The organism is Streptomyces sp. TLI_55, from assembly GCF_900206255.1.
Lineage (GTDB): Bacteria > Actinomycetota > Actinomycetes > Streptomycetales > Streptomycetaceae > Streptomyces > Streptomyces aquilus.
The window spans coordinates 7,978,543-7,994,404 of sequence record NZ_OAOJ01000001.1 but is presented as its reverse complement, the minus strand read 5'-3'; the positions used below and the strand labels follow the sequence as shown (position 1 = coordinate 7,994,404).

The window sequence follows — 15,862 nt, the reverse complement described above, 5'->3', positions numbered from 1 at the left end:
CCCGCGCCCCTTGGGGCGTTCAGCCGCCCGCCGTCATCAAGTGCCGGTCCCTCAACTCAGGGGAGGTCCTGGCTCCGGGTTCGGTACCGGCTCCGGGCCCGGTGGGATCGGTGAGGGGTCCGGGGTCGGCTGCGGCCCCGGGCCGGGTGGCGGCGTCGGGGGCTGCGGGGGCTCCGGCGTCGGGCCCGGGCCCGGTGGTGGGGTCGGGGTCGGGGGCTGCGGGGGTTCCGGAGGCGGGCCCGGGGTCGGGGTGGGGCCTGGGGTCGGGTCCGGGTGGACCGGGTCCGGGTAGGGGGTCGGGGGGTTGGTCATCGTGTCCTCCAGCCAGATGGGACGTCGGCTCTGGACTTCTCCCCCGCCTACCCGGTCCGCGGCGGGCCAGTCACTCGTACGGCGGGATCAGAAGCCCTCCGGATGGGCCTTCAGCCACTCCTTCGCCGCGCGCAGCAGCTCGGGGTCGGCGGCCGGGGCCTCGTCGGGGTGGCGTGCGGCCCACTTGACGACGTACGGGCACAGCGGTGCCACGGGCACGCCCTCGCGCGCGGCGATGGTGTAGAGCTCGCGGGCCAGGGAGCCCGCGATGCCCTTCCCTTCGTGGGCCGGTTCCACGATCGTGTGGACGGGGACCAGGGCGCGCGCCGGTGCCTCGAGGACGAAGTACTGGATGTGGCCCACGACTTCGCCGCCGCCGATCGCCTCCAGGCGGCCGGCCGGCCGGTCGTCGCGGATCTCGATGTCGTCGCTCATGGGCACGCTCCTGGTCTCGGCCGTCTGTGACTCAGGCCGGTACGGCCTGCGGGCTGCGCTCCTGGTCCGAGCCCGGCACCGGCTCCGAGGGGTCCGCGCCCAGGGCCACGATGCGGTTGTCGTGGTCCACGTGCACGACCCGGGGTTCCAGTGCCCGCGCCTCGGCGTCGGTCACCTGAGCGTAACTGATGATGATCACCAGATCACCGGGGTGGACGAGATGGGCGGCGGCCCCGTTGATACCGATCACCCCGGAGCCGCGCTCGCCCTCGATGACGTACGTCTCCAGCCGGGCGCCGTTGGTGATGTCGACGATGTGGACGAGTTCGCCGGGCAGCAGGTCGGCGGCGTCGAGCAGGTCCGCGTCGATGGTCACCGATCCCACGTAGTGCAGGTCGGCCTGGGTGACGGTGGCGCGGTGGATCTTCGATTTGAACATGGTTCGGAACACGGAAACTCCCGATTCGTCTGCTCCCTGCCTGCTCTGTGCAGGTCAAGGGCGGTCTTCGGAGCGTACAACCCTTCGCATGTCCGGTCAGCCGTTGTTCATCGACCTGTGACGGCAGCCACTTCCAGTGATTTACTAGGACGTCCTAGTATTTCTTTGTCGCGCACCACTCCGCCTGTCCGGGAAGGCCCCCATGAGCGCTCTGCATCGACCCGTGCACCCCGTCCGCCTGGTCACCGCTTCGGCGCTGTTCGACGGGCACGACGCCTCGATCAACATCATGCGGCGCATCTTCCAGTCCCAGGGCGCCGAGGTGATCCACCTCGGACACAACCGGTCGGTGCGGGAGATCGTGGACGCGGCGCTGGAGGAGGACGCGCACGGCGTGGCGGTCTCCTCCTACCAGGGCGGGCACGTCGAGTACTTCGAGTACCTGGTCGAGTCGCTGCGCTCACGGGGAGCGGGGCACATCCGGGTGGTGGGCGGCGGAGGCGGCGTCATCGTGCCCGACGAGATCGCCCGGCTGCGCGGGAGCGGGGTGACCATCTTCTCCCCGGAGGACGGGCAGCGGCTGGGCCTCGCCGGGATGGTCAACTCGGTGGTGCGGGACTGCGACTTCGACCTCTGGGACGGCGGACCGGCCGATGCGGCCGCCGTGCTCGCCGGTGACCGGTTCGCGATCGCCCGCGCCATCACCGGCGCCGAACTCGGCAAGCTGCCCACGGGATTCATGGAGCGGCTGCGTGCCGCCGCGGACCGGGTCGTACCGGTGCTCGGCATCACCGGCACCGGCGGCTCGGGCAAGTCCTCGCTGACCGACGAACTGGTGCGCCGGTTCCGCGTCGACCAGCAGGAGAAGCTGCGGATCGCGGTGATCGCGGTCGACCCGACGCGCCGCCGTGGCGGTGGCGCCCTGCTCGGTGACCGGATCCGGATGAACTCCCTGGACGGGGACCGGGTGTTCTTCCGGAGCCTGGCCACCCGCGGCAGCCACGAGCTGCCCGAGCACCTGTCCGAGGTGATCGACGTCGTGAAGGCCGCAGGGTTCGACCTGGTGATCGTCGAGACGCCGGGCATCGGCCAGGGCGACGCGGCGATCGTGCCGTTCGTCGACACCTCGCTGTACGTCATGACGCCGGAGTTCGGCGCCGCCTCGCAGCTGGAGAAGATCGACATGCTCGACTTCGCCGACGTCGTGGCGATCAACAAGTTCGAGCGGCGCGGCGCCAAGGACGCGCTGCGCGACGTGGGCCGCCAACTGGTCCGCAACCGCGAGGCGTTCGGCATGCGGCCCGAGGACATGCCGGTGTACGGCACCTCGGCGGCGACCTTCAACGACGACGGCGTGACCGCGCTCTACCAGCATCTGCGGACCGCCCTGGCCGAGAAGGGGCTGCCGCTCGTCGAGGGCGCGCTGGCACCGGTCGACGTGCGCCACTCCTCGGGCATCCGGCAGGTGGTTCCCGCGGACCGGGTGCGCTACCTCGCCGAGATCACCGACACCGTCCGTGCGTACCACGCGGAGACCGCGCGGCTGGCCGAGGCGGCCCGGCGGGTGCAGCGCCTGGAGGCCGTCAAGGGCGAGCTCGTCGCGGCGGGCTCCGACGCCGGGAACGTCCAGGCGCTGCTCGACGACGCGCACAAGCGGCTCCCGCTCGACGTCCGGGAACAGATCGACGAGTGGCCCGCCGTCGTCGCCTCGTACTCCGGCGACGAGCAGGTCGTGACGATCCGCGACAAGGAGATCCGCACCCAGCTCACCCGCGAGTCCCTGTCCGGCAACCGGATCCCCCGCGTCGCCCTGCCCCGCTTCACCGACCACGGCGAACTGGTGCGCTTCTGGCGGGCAGAGAACCTGCCGGGCCGTTTCCCCTTCACGGCCGGGGTGTTCCCCTTCAAGCGCGACGGCGAGGACCCGGCACGGATGTTCGCCGGCGAGGGCGACCCGTTCCGCACCAACCGCCGCTTCAAGATGCTCTCCGAGGGCCAGCCGGCCACCCGGCTGTCCACCGCCTTCGACTCCGTCACCCTCTACGGCCGCGACCCCGACGAACGCCCCGACATCTACGGCAAGGTCGGCACCTCCGGTGTCTCGGTGGCCACCTTGGAGGACATGAAGGCGCTCTACGACGGCTTCGACCTCGTCGCGCCCACGACCTCGGTCTCCATGACCATCAACGGGCCCGCGCCGACCCTCCTGGCGTTCTTCCTGCACACCGCGATCGACCAGCAGACCGAGAAGTTCCGCACCGCGGAGGGCCGGGACCCCTCGCCCGAGGAGACGGCCGAACTGCGCGCCCGCGCGCTCGCCACCGTGCGCGGCACGGTGCAGGCGGACATCCTCAAGGAGGACCAGGGCCAGAACACCTGTCTGTTCTCCACCGAGTTCTCCCTGCGGATGATGGCGGACATCCAGGAGTGGTTCATCGCCCACCAGGTCCGCAACTTCTACTCGGTGTCGATCTCCGGCTACCACATCGCCGAGGCCGGCGCGAACCCCATCAGCCAGCTCGCCTTCACCCTGGCCAACGGCTTCACCTACGTCGAGGCCTACCTCGCCCGGGGCATGCACATCGACGACTTCGCCCCCAACCTGTCGTTCTTCTTCTCCAACGGCATGGACCCCGAGTACTCGGTGCTCGGCCGGGTCGCCCGCCGGATCTGGGCGGTGGCGATGAAGGAGAAGTACGGCGCGAACGACCGCTCCCAGAAGCTGAAGTACCACGTCCAGACGTCGGGCCGGTCCCTGCACGCCCAGGAGATGGACTTCAACGACATCCGCACCACGCTCCAGGCGCTCATCGCGATCTACGACAACTGCAACAGCCTGCACACCAACGCCTACGACGAGGCGGTCACCACCCCCACCGAGGACTCCGTGCGCCGCGCCCTGGCCATCCAGCTCATCATCAACCGCGAGTGGGGCCTGGCGATGAACGAGAACCCCCTGCAGGGCTCGTTCATCATCGACGAGCTCACCGACCTGGTGGAGGAGGCGGTCCTGCGGGAGTTCGAGCGGATCAGCGAACGCGGTGGTGTGCTCGGCGCCATGGAGACCGGCTACCAGCGCGGCCGCATCCAGGACGAGTCGATGCTCTACGAGCAGCGCAAGCACGACGGCACCCTGCCCCTCATCGGCGTCAACACCTTCCGCAGCCCGCACGCCGACACCGCCGAGCCCACCGTCGTCGAACTCGCCCGCGCCACCGAGGAGGAGAAGCAGTCCCAGCTGGAGCGCGTGAGGGACTTCCAGGCCCGCCACCACGAGCCCGCCCACGCCGCCCTGACCGCCCTCAAGGAAGCGGCGGTCAGCGGGGACAACGTCTTCGCCGTCCTCATGGACGCCGCCCGCGTCTGCTCACTTCAGCAGATCACCGAGGCGTTCTTCGAGGTCGGCGGCCAGTACCGCCGCAACGTCTGAGCAGGGTTCGGACGGCAGACGGGCACCGAGGCCGGGGCCGGCTCCGCTAGGCGCCGGTCCGCGGCGAGCCGAACAGGCGGCGCTGGATCTCCCGCCGGTAGTCCTCCAGCGTCCGGTCGAGGTGGACGGCCGTGGCCTCCGCGGCCTCGTCCGGCCGGCCGTCGCGAATGGCCCGGTAGATCGCCTCGTGCTCCTCGACCGCGGCCGAGGTGCCCTCGTTGAAGCTGTCGTGGATGCCGATCGCGCTGGACTGGCGCTGCAACCGGCGGGCGTCGCGCACCGCGCTGCCGAGGAAGGTGTTGTGGGAGGCCGCGGCCAGCGCCGTGTGGAAGTCGTCGTCTCCCTGGTTGAAGGCCTCGACGTCCCCATGGACGTAGCCGTGCCGGCACTGCTGCATCGCGATCTCGATGGTGCGCAGTTCGGCGGGCGTGGCCCGGGTGGCCGCGAGTCTGGCGGCGGCCATCTCCTGCACTCTGCGGAACTCGAACAGCATGAGTACGTGATCGAGGTCGACGGGCCGGAAGAAGCCGCCCCAGCGGCTGGTGATCAGCATGCCTTCGTCGTCCGCGACGAACAGTCCGCGTCCCTTGTGCGCCCGGACCCGCCCGAGCGCCGAGAGGATCTTCACCGCTTCCCTGACCACCGCGCGACTGGTGTCCAGCTGCTGGGCCAGGTCGTTCTCGGTGGGCATCCGGTCGCCCGGGACCAGACGCGACTCCGCGATGAACTCGAGGATCCGCTCCGCCACGACCTCGTATCCGGGCCGGTAGTCGCGCCGCTCGTCCGCGCCGTTCACCACTGCTGGCACGGCGGGCGTGTCGTTCATATGTCCTGCCTCCGGGTGACTGCGACGAAGGTGACTGATCAGGTTTGAAGCCGAGGCTCATCGTACCTCAGGCAAGCATAAGTCGTACTCATTCTTTCCAAACTTGATCATGACTCCCTGACAACTTGCCCCTATTGATCCGCATTTACCCAAGTAGGGCCACCACGGGAGCAGCCTTCACGCGCCAGATGAGCTCTGAAAAAAGCCGTACACACCTCTTGACGCGCCCTTCGATATGGCGGCTAATTTCTTCCGCAGCGGCAATGACAGAGCCGTCAGCCTCACGCAAAACGAGTGGAGTCGCACATGTCCGTCTACAGGCCTTCGGCCACCCGGGAGACAGGGACCAGCAGGAGACGTGCCGCCTTGCTGGCCGGCTGTGCCGCCACGGTGCTGTTCACGGTGACCGCGTGTGGCGGCGGGGGCACCGGCGGCACGACCAACAAGGACGGATTCGCCCAAGCGGCCCAGAACGACGGGGCGTTCACCGTCTGGGTGGACGCGACCCGCATGGACGCCGCGAAGCTGTACAAGGCTTCGCACCCGGGCGTGAAGATGAACATCGTCAGCTACGACGGCGACGCCAACGGGTCCAACTACCTTCAGACGAAGGTCCAGTTGTTCAACCGCACGGGCAAGGGCTGGCCGGACGTCGTCTTCAGCTCCCAGAACAACGAGGCGAGCTGGGCCGTGGACGCCGGCTTCGCGGCCCCGCTGAACAAGGGCCTGATCCCGCAGGCGACCCTCAGCGGGTTCGCCAAGGGCGCCAACGACGTCTGCACGGTCGACGGGACCCTGTACTGCCTGCGCAACGACCTCTCCCAGGCGGTGCTCTGGTACAACGCGCCGCTGCTGAAGCAGTTCGGCTACTCGGTCCCGACGACCTGGGAGGAGTACCAGGCGCTCGGCGAGAAGGTCGCCAAGGAGCACCCCGGCTACCTCGTGGGCGACGCGGGCGACTCCTTCACCCCCGAGATCTACCTGTGGGCGAGCAAGTGCGGCGCCAACCACATCACCGGCCCCAAGGCCGTCTCCGTCAACACCACCAGCGAGGCCTGCACCAAGATGGCCAAGCTGCTGGACGTACTGATCAAGAACAAGTCGATGTCGATCAGCGGCGTCTTCAGCACCGACTTCACCAAGAACAAGGGCAAGAAGGTCCTGCTGATGCCCGGCCCGGCCTGGTACGGCGGCGCGGTCTTCGAGAGCGGGCTCAAGACCCCGGCCAAGCAGATCGCGGTGGCGCCCATCCCGCAGTGGCAGGGCGACAGCTCGCCGTCCACCGGCAACGTCGGCGGCGGCACCTGGCTGCTGTCCAAGCACTCCACCCACATCAAGGCGGCCACCGACTTCCTGAAGTGGGTCACCACCGACAACGCCTACCAGGGCGAGAAGGCCCCCGGCTTCCCGGCGTACACGCCCGCCGCCGAGAACTGGCTCAAGGCGCAGGCCACCTCCGGGTACTACGCCAGTGACCTCACGGCCCTCAAGGACGCCTCCTCGCAGGTGTGGTCCGACTGGGGCTCGGGCCAGTTCAGCCAGGAGGCGATCTGGGCCGCCACCGTCAAGCCCGGCCTGACGCAGGGCAAGACCATCGAGTCCCTGCTGCCCGCCTGGCAGGACTCGATCGTCAAGTACGCCAAGTCCAACGGATACAAGGTCTCCCAGTGACCCTCACGCACTCCTCGGCCGACTCCGCCCGGGGGCGCCCTCGCGGCACCTCCCGGCAGAGTCGGGCCGGCCTCGCGTTCGTCGCCGGCTACACACTGCTGCTGATCGCCTTCGGTGTCCTGCCGACCTGTTACGCCATCTACTTCGCGTTCACCGACGCCGGAGGCACGTTCACCGGGTTCTCCAACTTCGTCACCACGGCACAGGACTTCCGCTTCGTCGACTCCCTGAGCCATGTGGCCTTGTACCTGGTCTTCTGGCTGCTGTCCCTCGTGGTGTTCGTGGTGGTCCTGGCGCTGCTGCTGCACCGGCTGTCCGCCGGGCCGGTCAGCCAGGCGCTGCGCTTCCTCTACTACATCCCCGGGGCCCTCGCGGGCGCCGCGAGCGTCCTGGTGTGGCTGTTCATGCTCGACCCGACGGTGAGCCCGGTCAGCTCCCTGCTGGGAACGCTGGGCTTCCACACCTTCGGCGAGGTCATCGCACCCGGGAACCTGGCGCTGCTGTTCACGATCATCGCGTTCTGGACCGGCGCGGGCGGCTGGATCGTCGTCATGTACGGCGCGCTCAACAACATCCCCAAGGACGTCATGGAGGCCGCGCGCATCGACGGCGCGAACGGCTGGCAGACCGCCTGGCGGGTGCAGATCCCCATGCTCCGCAAGTGGATCGTCTACATGGTGATCCTGGCCTTCGCGGGCGGCGCCCAGCTCTTCGTCGAGCCGCAGCTGCTCTCCCTCGCCAGCACCGGCGTGGCCGGCCGCGACTACTCGCTCAACCAGCTGACGTACGACTTCGCCTTCCAGATGAACAACATCAACGGCGCCGCCGCGGTCTCGGTGGAGCTGCTGGTGGTGAGCCTGTCGGTGGCCGGTGTCTTCGTCGCACGATCGGGGTTCTTCGATGCCGACTGAGACCCGACCCACTCCCACCCTCACGGCTCAGGGTGCGAAGTCGACGAGCCGGACCCGGCACGGGGACGCGCGGCAGCGCCGCCGGCCCCCGCGGAACGTGGGCTCCCGGCTGCTGGGGGGCTCGGTGCTCCTCGTGTTCGTGGTCTTCTTCGTGCTGCCGGTGGTGTGGCTGCTGCTCGCGGCGACCAAGACCGACCAGCAGCTGGTCCACGACAACCCGCTGTCCTTCGGGTCCCTGCACGCGCTGAAGGCCAACTGGCACGCGCTCACCGGCTTCCAGGACGACGCCATCCTGCTGTGGCTGCGCAACTCGGCCGTCTACGCCGTGATCTCCCTCGTCATCACCCTCTGCCTGGCCATCCCGGCCGGCTACGCGCTGGCGATGACCGAGTTCCGCGGCCGGCACACGCTGCTGATCGCGACCCTCGTCGTGATGCTGATGCCGAACGCCACGCTGGTGGTGCCGCTGTTCCTGGAGATCAACGCGGTGCATCTGATCGGCACGATGTGGTCGATCATCCTGCCGTACTCGTTCTACCCGTTCGGGGTGTACCTGACGTACATCTACTTCACCACCGCCGTGCCCAGGGATCTCCTGGCCGCGGCGCGGATGGACGGCTGTTCCGAGTTCGGCGTCTTCCGCCACGTCGCGCTGCCGCTGGCGACGCCCGTCATCGCGCTGGTCGGGTTCTTCAGCTTCGTCGCCAACTGGACGAACTACTTCCTGCCGTACGTGATGCTCCCCGAGAGCGACCAGATGCCCATCCAGGTGGGCGTCGGCAGTCTCCTCAGCAACGTGCCCTCGTTCAACCCGACCGTCGGCACCCTCGCGATCGAACGCCCGCAACTGGCACTGGCGACGCTGGTCGCCATCACCCCCGTACTCGTCGTGTTCCTGTTCGCCCAGCGCTTCCTGGTCAGCGGAATGCTCGCCGGCGCCACCAAGGAGTAACCGCTCTCATGTCCTCCAGCCCGCACCCCCACGCCTCCGGCGACTCGACACCCGACGTCCAGGCCACGGTCCCGTTGCTCGAACCCCCTGGCTGGGCCGTCGCACAGCGCGCCCTGTTCGACCTGCTCGACCACGCCTGGCGGCGCTTCGCCCGCGACTTCACCGGCCCGGACGGACGCCTCAACTACACCAAGGAACTGACCACCCGCGACGGTGTGGACGATTTCTACGAGGTCTTCTTCAACTGGCCCCAGCTGTACCTCCTCGGCGGCGCAGACGACCTGCTGCCCGCCAGCGAGAAGCACTGGGAGGGCGTCACCAAGCAGCTGACCGAACTGGACATGCTGCGTGACGAGTACGAGCGCGGCTACGACTGGTTCCACCAGGGCGAGAGCCTGCTGCTGCTGTACTTCCTGTGCATGGCCGCCCCCGACCGCTGGGCCGAACGCGCGCTGCGCTTCGCCGAGTTGTACGTCGACCCGGCCAAGGGCAACTACGACCCCGAGCACCGCATCATCACGCGCCCGCACAACGGCAGCGACCCCGAGCGCACCGGCCTGTTCGACGGTGACGTGTACCCGTGGCTGCTCAAGGAGGCCGAGACCTACGGCTATCCGCTCGAATGGCTGCCCGAGGCCCAGGACGGTCCGTACCCGCTCTCGGCGGACCCCCGGCTCGGCGACCAGATGCGTGACCGGATGGGCGTCGGCGACACCACGATGAACCTCGCCGCGGCCGGTCTGGTCCTCAACGCCTGGATCCTGACCGGCGAGGAGCGCTACCGGGACTGGATCGTCGAGTACGTCGGCGCCTGGCGCGAACGCACCGAGGCGAACGGCGGTCTCATACCGGACAACGTGGGCCCGGACGGGGTCGTCGGCAGCCTGCTGGAAGGGCGCTGGTACGGCGGCCACTACGGCTGGTCCTGGCCGCACGGCTGGCACAGCCTCGGCCACGCGGCCTGCGTGGCGGCGCTCGCGGCGGCCACGGTCACCGGCGACGACGACTACCTCTCCATGGTCGCGACCTCCCTCGACACCCTGATCGGCCACGCCAAGGTCATGCCCCACACGGAGGCCGACTCCAGCCTGCCCTCCAAGTGGGCGGTGGAACTCGGTCCGGACCGGCACACGCCCACCCTCCACCTGCCGTTCCGCCACAACGACTCCGGCTGGTTCGACTACAACCCGGCCACACCTCCGGTGCCGGTGGCCCTGTGGCACCACACCTCCTCCCAGGCCGACCGCGCCCGGCTCGAGGGCCTGCGCGAAGCGGACGGCATCGACTGGCGCACCGTGCGGCCGTTCCGGTCCAAGGAGGACTCCGGGCACGAGAAGGCGTGGTTCGCCTTCCTCGCCGGCGACGACCCCGACTACCCCGAGCGCATCCTCGCCACCGCCCAGGCCCAGATCCGGCACCGGCTGCGGCGCATCGACCGCTACCGTGACCTGGACGTGCCCGAGGCCGACATCCACGTCTGGCAGCTGTGCAACCCGGTGGTCACCGAGGCCCTGGTGCAACTCACCTGGGGCGGCCCGCAGGTGCTGTACCAGGGCGGTCTCCAGCAGGCCCGGCTGCGGTACCACGACGCCGACGCCCGCCGGGCCGGCCTGCCCGCCGACGTCGCCGCACTGGTCACCTCCATCGACCCCGAGGCGACCACCGTCGAGCTGGTCAACCTGGCCCCCGAGACGGACCACACGGTCATCGTCCAGGCCGGCGCCTTCGCCGAGCACACCATCACCGGCGTCCGCTACACCACCTGCGAGGACGACGGCTGGATCGGGGACATGTACGACTACGGCCACAGCGAGCCGGTGGTCACCGAGGCCGAAGTCCCTTACGAAGGCCCCTATCTGACGGTCGGTCTGCCCGCCTCCACACGCATCCGGCTCACCCTGCGGCTGGGGCTGCGCACCCGCAGACCCAGCTACGGCACACCGTTCGACGCGTCCAACTCCCGTGACACGACAGGGGAATCGGCATGAAGCGCATCGCCCAGACCATCAGGCTCCGGCCCGAGTACCGCGAGGAGTACCTCCGGCTGCACTCCGCCGTGTGGCCCGGCGTGGAGGCCGCCCTGCACCGGGCGAACATCCGCAACTACAGCATCTACCTGCACGGTGACGTGCTGTTCGCCTACATGGAGTACCACGGCGAGGACTTCGAGGCGGACATGGCGTCCATCGAGGCCGACCCCGAGACCCAGCGCTGGTGGAAGCTCACCGACCCGTGCCAGGAACCCTTCCCCGACCGGGGCGAGGGCCGCCAGTGGAGCGAGCTCCCCGAGATCTGGCACCTGAGCCCGCCCGGTGACGACGCCACCGCCTGAGCAGACGTGGATCCCCTTGTGAACGCACCCATGCTGGTCGACGCCCACCACCACCTCTGGGATCTCTCCCAGCGCCCGCAGCCCTGGCTCGACGACCCAGCCGTGGCGTCGATCCGCCGCACCTTCACCCCCGAGGACCTGCGCTCCACCGCCACCCACCCCGTCGCGGGCCGGCGGCTGCACGGCACGGTGGTCGTCCAGTGCATCCCGGACGTGCCCGAGACCGAGGACCTGCTCGCGCTCGCCGAGCGGGAGCCGCTGATCCAGGCCGTGGTCGGCTGGGCCGACCTGACCTCCCCGGCGATCGGTGACGTGCTCGACAAGCTGATCGCCGGGCCGGGCGGCCGGTATCTGCGCTCCCTGCGGCACCTGGTCCAGGGCGAGACCGATCCCAACTGGCTGCAACGACCCGATGTGGAACGCGGGTTGGCGGCGGCCCGCGATCGCGGACTGCGCTACGACGTGCTCGTGCGCGACCATCAGCTCGACCAGGCGGTCCGGCTCGCGGAACGTTTCCCCGACCTGGCCCAGGTCCTCGACCACGCGGGCAAGCCGGACCTCGTCCGCCAGGACCTCGCCGACTGGGAACGCGGCATCCGGCGGCTGGCCGCACACCCGCACGTGGTGTGCAAGGTCTCCGGGCTGATCACCGAGGCCGACCACACCCGTTGGACCACCGCCGACATCCGCCCCGCCTGGGACGTACTGGTCTCCGCCTTCGGCCCCGAGCGGCTGATGTTCGGCTCGGACTGGCCGGTCGCCAACCTCGCGGGTGGCTGGAACCGGTGGGCCGCGACCGTGGACGAACTGCTCACCGGCTGGAGCGACAGCGACGTCCACGCGCTCCTCGCCGGCACCGCCACCGCGTTCTACGGCCTCGCCCCCGTCGCCGGAGCGGGCGACGCGACGCCCCGCACGACGACCTGACCCCGCCCCGGACACCCCGCCTCACCCGCCGAACATCGCACCGAGCCCGCCCCGGACACCCCACCCCGCCTCGCCGAACACCGCACCGAACCGCCCCGGACACCCCACCCCGCACACTCCGGTCCGCGCCGAAGGGACCCCGCCCCCATGCCACTTGCCGCCCGTTACCTGTCCGCCCGCACCCTCGACACGGCCCCCGCCCCCAGCACACCACCGGGCCCCGGCGAGGTGGAGCTGGCCCCCGCCTACGTCGGCATCTGCGGCACCGACCTGCACATCTTCCACGGCGACATGGACGCCCGGGTCGCCGCGCCCGCCGTCCTCGGGCACGAGATGGCCGGCCGTGTCGTACGGGTGGGCCCGGACGTCGAGGGCTGGGCGCCCGGGGACGCGGTGACCGTGATGCCGCTGCGCTGGGACGACACCTGCCCGGCCTGCCGCAACGGCCACCAGCACATCTGCCAGCACCTGGACTTCATCGGGATCGACTCGCCGGGCGCGATGCAGCAGCGCTGGACCGTGCCCGCCGCCACCCTCATACGGCTGCCTGAGTCCCTCCCGCTGGACCGGGCCGCCCTCGTCGAGCCCACCGCGGTCGCGGTGCACGACGTCGGCCGGGCCGGGGTGCGCGAGGGCGAGCGGGTCGTCGTGGTCGGCGGCGGTCCGGTCGGCGTCCTGATCGCGCTGGTGGCCCAGGCCGCGGGAGGGGACGTCCGGGTGGTGGAGCTCAGCGCCCACCGTCGGCTGCTCGCCGAGGAGTTGGGGCTGACCGTGTGGGACCCGGCCGCCGAGGACCTGCCCGAGCTGGTCCGGCAGTGGACCGGCGACGCGGGCGCGGACGTCGCGTTCGAGGTGTCCGGCGCGGCGGGCGGCGTGGACACCGCGGTTGATGTGCTCGGCGTGCGTGGCCGGTTGTGCCTGGTCGCGATCCACCCCCGCCCCCGCGAGGTGAACCTGCACCGCTTCTTCTGGCGCGAACTGACCCTGATCGGGGCCCGGTTGTACGACCGCTCCGACTTCGAGAAGGCGGTGACACTGGTCGCCGACGGGACCATCCCGGCAGATCGGCTGATCAGCAAGGTCGTGCCGCTCACCCAGGCACCGGCCGCCTTCGAGGCGCTGGAGGGCGGCGGAGACGTGATGAAGATCCTCGTGGACTGCACCGACGAGGCCCAGGAGGCCGCCGTATGACCGCCTTCGACCTCACCGGGAAGCTCGCCGTCGTCACCGGCGCCCGGCGCGGCATCGGCCGGGCCATGGCCCGCGCGCTCGCCGACGCCGGCGCGGACATCATCGGCGTCAGCGCCTCGCTGGAGGAGTCCGGCAGCGCGGTGGAGAAGGACGTCACCGCCGCCGGGCGCACCTTCGAGGCGATCCGCACCGACTTCGCCGACCCCGAGGCCGTACGCGCCCTGGGCGCCGACCTCGCCGGACGGGAACGCCCGGTGGACATCCTGGTCAACAACGCGGGCACGATCCGCCGGGCTCCAGCGGCCGAACACACCGACGCGGACTGGGATCTGGTCCTCCAGGTCAATCTGAGCGCCCAGTTCGCGCTGGCCCGCGCGGTCGGCGCCTCGATGGTGGCCCGCGGGCACGGAAAGATCATCTTCACCGCCTCCCTCCTCAGCTTCCAGGGCGGCATCACCGTCCCCGGCTACACCGCCGCCAAGCACGGCGTCGCCGGTCTCACCAAGGCGCTGGCCAACGAATGGGCCCCGCACGGCGTCAACGTCAACGCCATCGCGCCGGGTTACATCGCCACCGACAACACCCAGGCTCTCCAGGACGACCCAGCGCGCAGCAAGGCCATCCTGGACCGCATCCCGGCCGCACGCTGGGGCAGCGCCGACGACCTGGCGGGCGCCACCGTGTTCCTGGCGTCGGACGCGGCCGCGTACATCCACGGCACCGTCCTCCCGGTCGACGGCGGATGGCTGGGCCGATGACCGCCGACCTGACCGACCTCCTCTCCGAGGCGCGGATCGTGCCGGTCCTGACGGTGCACGACCCCGGCACGGCCGCCCCGCTGGCCCACGCCCTGGCCGCGGGCGGCGCCCGCTGCGCGGAGGTCACCTTCCGCACCCCGGACGCCGAACGGGTCGTGAAGGCGATGGCCGCCGAGGGCGGTCTGGTCGTCGGCGCCGGTACGGTGCTCACCGCCGAGCAGGCGGAGCGGGCCGTGGCGGCGGGGGCGCGCTTCGTCGTCTCCCCCGGGCTGGATCACGAAGTCATCGCCCGGTGCCGGGAGTTGGGCGTGCCGGTGCTGCCGGGTGTGGCCACCGCGACCGAGGTGATGAACGCACTGCGGGCCGGCCTCGACACCGTCAAGCTCTTCCCCGCCGAACCGCTCGGCGGCCGGGCGATGCTGCGGGCCCTCGCGGCGCCCTTTCCCGGGCTGCGGTTCATGCCGACCGGCGGGATCGGCGCCGCCGCTCTGCCCGGCTACCTCGCGGAACCGTCCGTTCTCGCGGTCGGCGGCAGCTGGATGGCCACCCCCGCCCTCCTCAAGAGCGGCGACTACGCCGAGATCCGCCGGCTGACCGCCGAGGCCGTGGCGCGGAGCACGCCATGACCGACGTGATCGCCCTCGGCGAGGTGATGCTGCGCTTCGACCCCGGTGAGGGCCGTATCCGCACCGCCCGCACCTTCCAGGTGTGGGAGGGCGGCGGCGAGTACAACGTCGTCCGCGGTCTGCGGCGCTGCTTCGGACTGCGCACCGCCGTGGTCACCGCCTTGGCGGACAACGCCGTCGGACGCCTGGTGGAGGACCTGATGCTCCAGGGCGGCGTCGACACCTCGCTGATCTGCTGGATGACCGACGACGGCATCGGCCGCAGTGTCCGCAACGGTCTCAACTTCGTCGAGCGCGGCTACGGCATCCGCGGCGCGCTCGGCGTCAGCGACCGCGCCCACACCGCCGTCTCCCAGCTGCGCAAGGGCGACATCGACTGGGACGCCCTCTTCGCCACCGGACCCCGCTGGTTCCACACCGGCGGCATCTTCGCCGGCCTGTCCGACACCACCGTCGACGTCGCCGACGAGGCGATGGCAGCCGCGCGCCGGCGCGGTGTCACCGTCTCCTACGACCCCAACTACCGCCCCAGCCTCTGGGCCGACCGCGGCGGACCGGAGCGGGCCCGCGAGGTCGACCTGCGCCTGGCCCGGCACGCCGATGTCGTGGTCGGCGCCCTCGGCCTGGCGGGCGAACACCCTGGCGCCCTGCGGTTCGCGGCCGACGAGGTGCCGGACGCCCTCGCCGCGGTGGCCGACCTGCTGCCCGACGCCCGGGTGCTCGCGACCACCCTGCGCGAGGTGCCCTCGGCGGGCGTCAACGACTGGACCTCGGCCGCCTGGTCCGCCGACACCGGCTACGTCACCGGCCCCCACATGCCCGGCCTGCACGTCCTGGACCGCATCGGCTCCGGCGACGCCTTCGCCGCCGGCCTCATCCACGGCCTGCTCGCCGGCCACTCCCTGGAACGCGCCCTCGCCTACGGCACAGCCCACGGCGCCCTCGTCATGACGACCCCCGGCGATGTCTCGATGGCCACCCTCGCCGAGGTCGAGGCGCTCATCGCCGGCGGCTCGGCCCACGTCCGACGCTGAACGACCCTCTCAGGAGCC

General features: G+C 70.6%; 14 protein-coding genes. 11 read left to right on the top strand and 3 right to left on the bottom strand.

The window, feature by feature from the left end; genetic code table 11:
- Positions 1-399: 399 nt before the first annotated feature.
- Together CRP56_RS36550 and panD are read right to left on the bottom strand one after the other, a co-directional pair.
- Positions 400-747: a GNAT family N-acetyltransferase gene (locus CRP56_RS36550; RefSeq protein WP_097271422.1), complete on the bottom strand. Its 348-nt coding sequence runs from the start codon at positions 745-747 to the stop codon at positions 400-402.
- Positions 748-778: 31 nt separating this feature from the next.
- On the bottom strand, positions 779-1,198 hold the full coding sequence (gene panD, locus CRP56_RS36545) for an aspartate 1-decarboxylase (protein ID WP_079310731.1): 420 nt from the start codon (positions 1,196-1,198) through the stop codon (positions 779-781).
- Between the two features lie 190 nt (positions 1,199-1,388).
- Between panD and icmF the strand changes: the two genes are divergently transcribed.
- On the top strand, positions 1,389-4,616 hold the full coding sequence (icmF, locus tag CRP56_RS36540) for a fused isobutyryl-CoA mutase/GTPase IcmF (protein ID WP_097271420.1): 3,228 nt from the start codon (positions 1,389-1,391) through the stop codon (positions 4,614-4,616).
- Between the two features lie 46 nt (positions 4,617-4,662).
- Here icmF and CRP56_RS36535 read toward each other — a convergent pair whose 3' ends face one another.
- Entirely contained in the window at positions 4,663-5,442 is a 780-nt protein-coding gene (locus tag CRP56_RS36535; protein WP_097271419.1) for a FadR/GntR family transcriptional regulator, read from the bottom strand.
- 306 nt (positions 5,443-5,748) lie between these two features.
- On the opposite strand from CRP56_RS36535, the gene CRP56_RS36530 reads away from it, so the two are divergent.
- From CRP56_RS36530 to CRP56_RS36485, 10 genes are all read left to right on the top strand, one after another.
- Positions 5,749-7,113 carry an ABC transporter substrate-binding protein gene (locus CRP56_RS36530; RefSeq protein WP_097271417.1) on the top strand — a complete coding sequence of 455 codons (1,365 nt, stop codon included), beginning with the start codon at positions 5,749-5,751 and terminating at the stop codon, positions 7,111-7,113.
- Positions 7,110-8,024 carry a carbohydrate ABC transporter permease gene (locus CRP56_RS36525; RefSeq protein ID WP_097271415.1) on the top strand — a complete coding sequence of 305 codons (915 nt, stop codon included), beginning with the start codon at positions 7,110-7,112 and terminating at the stop codon, positions 8,022-8,024. The genes CRP56_RS36530 and CRP56_RS36525 overlap by 4 nt, the downstream gene beginning before the upstream one ends.
- A 97-nt stretch (positions 8,025-8,121) precedes the next feature.
- The gene (locus CRP56_RS36520) at positions 8,122-8,976 is read left to right on the top strand and encodes a carbohydrate ABC transporter permease (protein WP_097271413.1); all 855 of its coding nucleotides are present in this window, start codon (positions 8,122-8,124) and stop codon (positions 8,974-8,976) included.
- An 8-nt stretch (positions 8,977-8,984) separates the two neighbouring features.
- Positions 8,985-10,964, top strand: a complete 1,980-nt coding sequence (locus CRP56_RS36515; protein ID WP_097271410.1) for a hypothetical protein — start codon at positions 8,985-8,987, stop codon at positions 10,962-10,964.
- Positions 10,961-11,308 (top strand): L-rhamnose mutarotase, encoded by a 348-nt coding sequence (locus tag CRP56_RS36510; RefSeq protein WP_097271408.1) that lies wholly within the window; start codon positions 10,961-10,963, stop codon positions 11,306-11,308. Before CRP56_RS36515 ends, CRP56_RS36510 begins: the two co-directional genes overlap by 4 nt.
- A 30-nt stretch (positions 11,309-11,338) precedes the next feature.
- Positions 11,339-12,235, top strand: coding sequence for an amidohydrolase family protein (locus CRP56_RS36505; protein WP_097271406.1), 897 nt, complete (start codon positions 11,339-11,341; stop codon positions 12,233-12,235).
- A 147-nt stretch (positions 12,236-12,382) separates the two neighbouring features.
- A complete protein-coding gene (locus CRP56_RS36500; protein WP_097271404.1) occupies positions 12,383-13,426 on the top strand; it encodes a zinc-dependent alcohol dehydrogenase in 1,044 nt (347 codons plus the stop codon).
- Positions 13,423-14,184, top strand: a complete 762-nt coding sequence (locus tag CRP56_RS36495) for an SDR family oxidoreductase (protein WP_097271402.1) — start codon at positions 13,423-13,425, stop codon at positions 14,182-14,184. Before CRP56_RS36500 ends, CRP56_RS36495 begins: the two co-directional genes overlap by 4 nt.
- The gene (locus tag CRP56_RS36490; RefSeq protein WP_097271400.1) at positions 14,181-14,810 is read left to right on the top strand and encodes a bifunctional 4-hydroxy-2-oxoglutarate aldolase/2-dehydro-3-deoxy-phosphogluconate aldolase; all 630 of its coding nucleotides are present in this window, start codon (positions 14,181-14,183) and stop codon (positions 14,808-14,810) included. The genes CRP56_RS36495 and CRP56_RS36490 overlap by 4 nt, the downstream gene beginning before the upstream one ends.
- The gene (locus CRP56_RS36485) at positions 14,807-15,844 is read left to right on the top strand and encodes a sugar kinase (RefSeq protein ID WP_097271398.1); all 1,038 of its coding nucleotides are present in this window, start codon (positions 14,807-14,809) and stop codon (positions 15,842-15,844) included. The genes CRP56_RS36490 and CRP56_RS36485 overlap by 4 nt, the downstream gene beginning before the upstream one ends.
- Positions 15,845-15,862 lie beyond the last annotated feature (18 nt).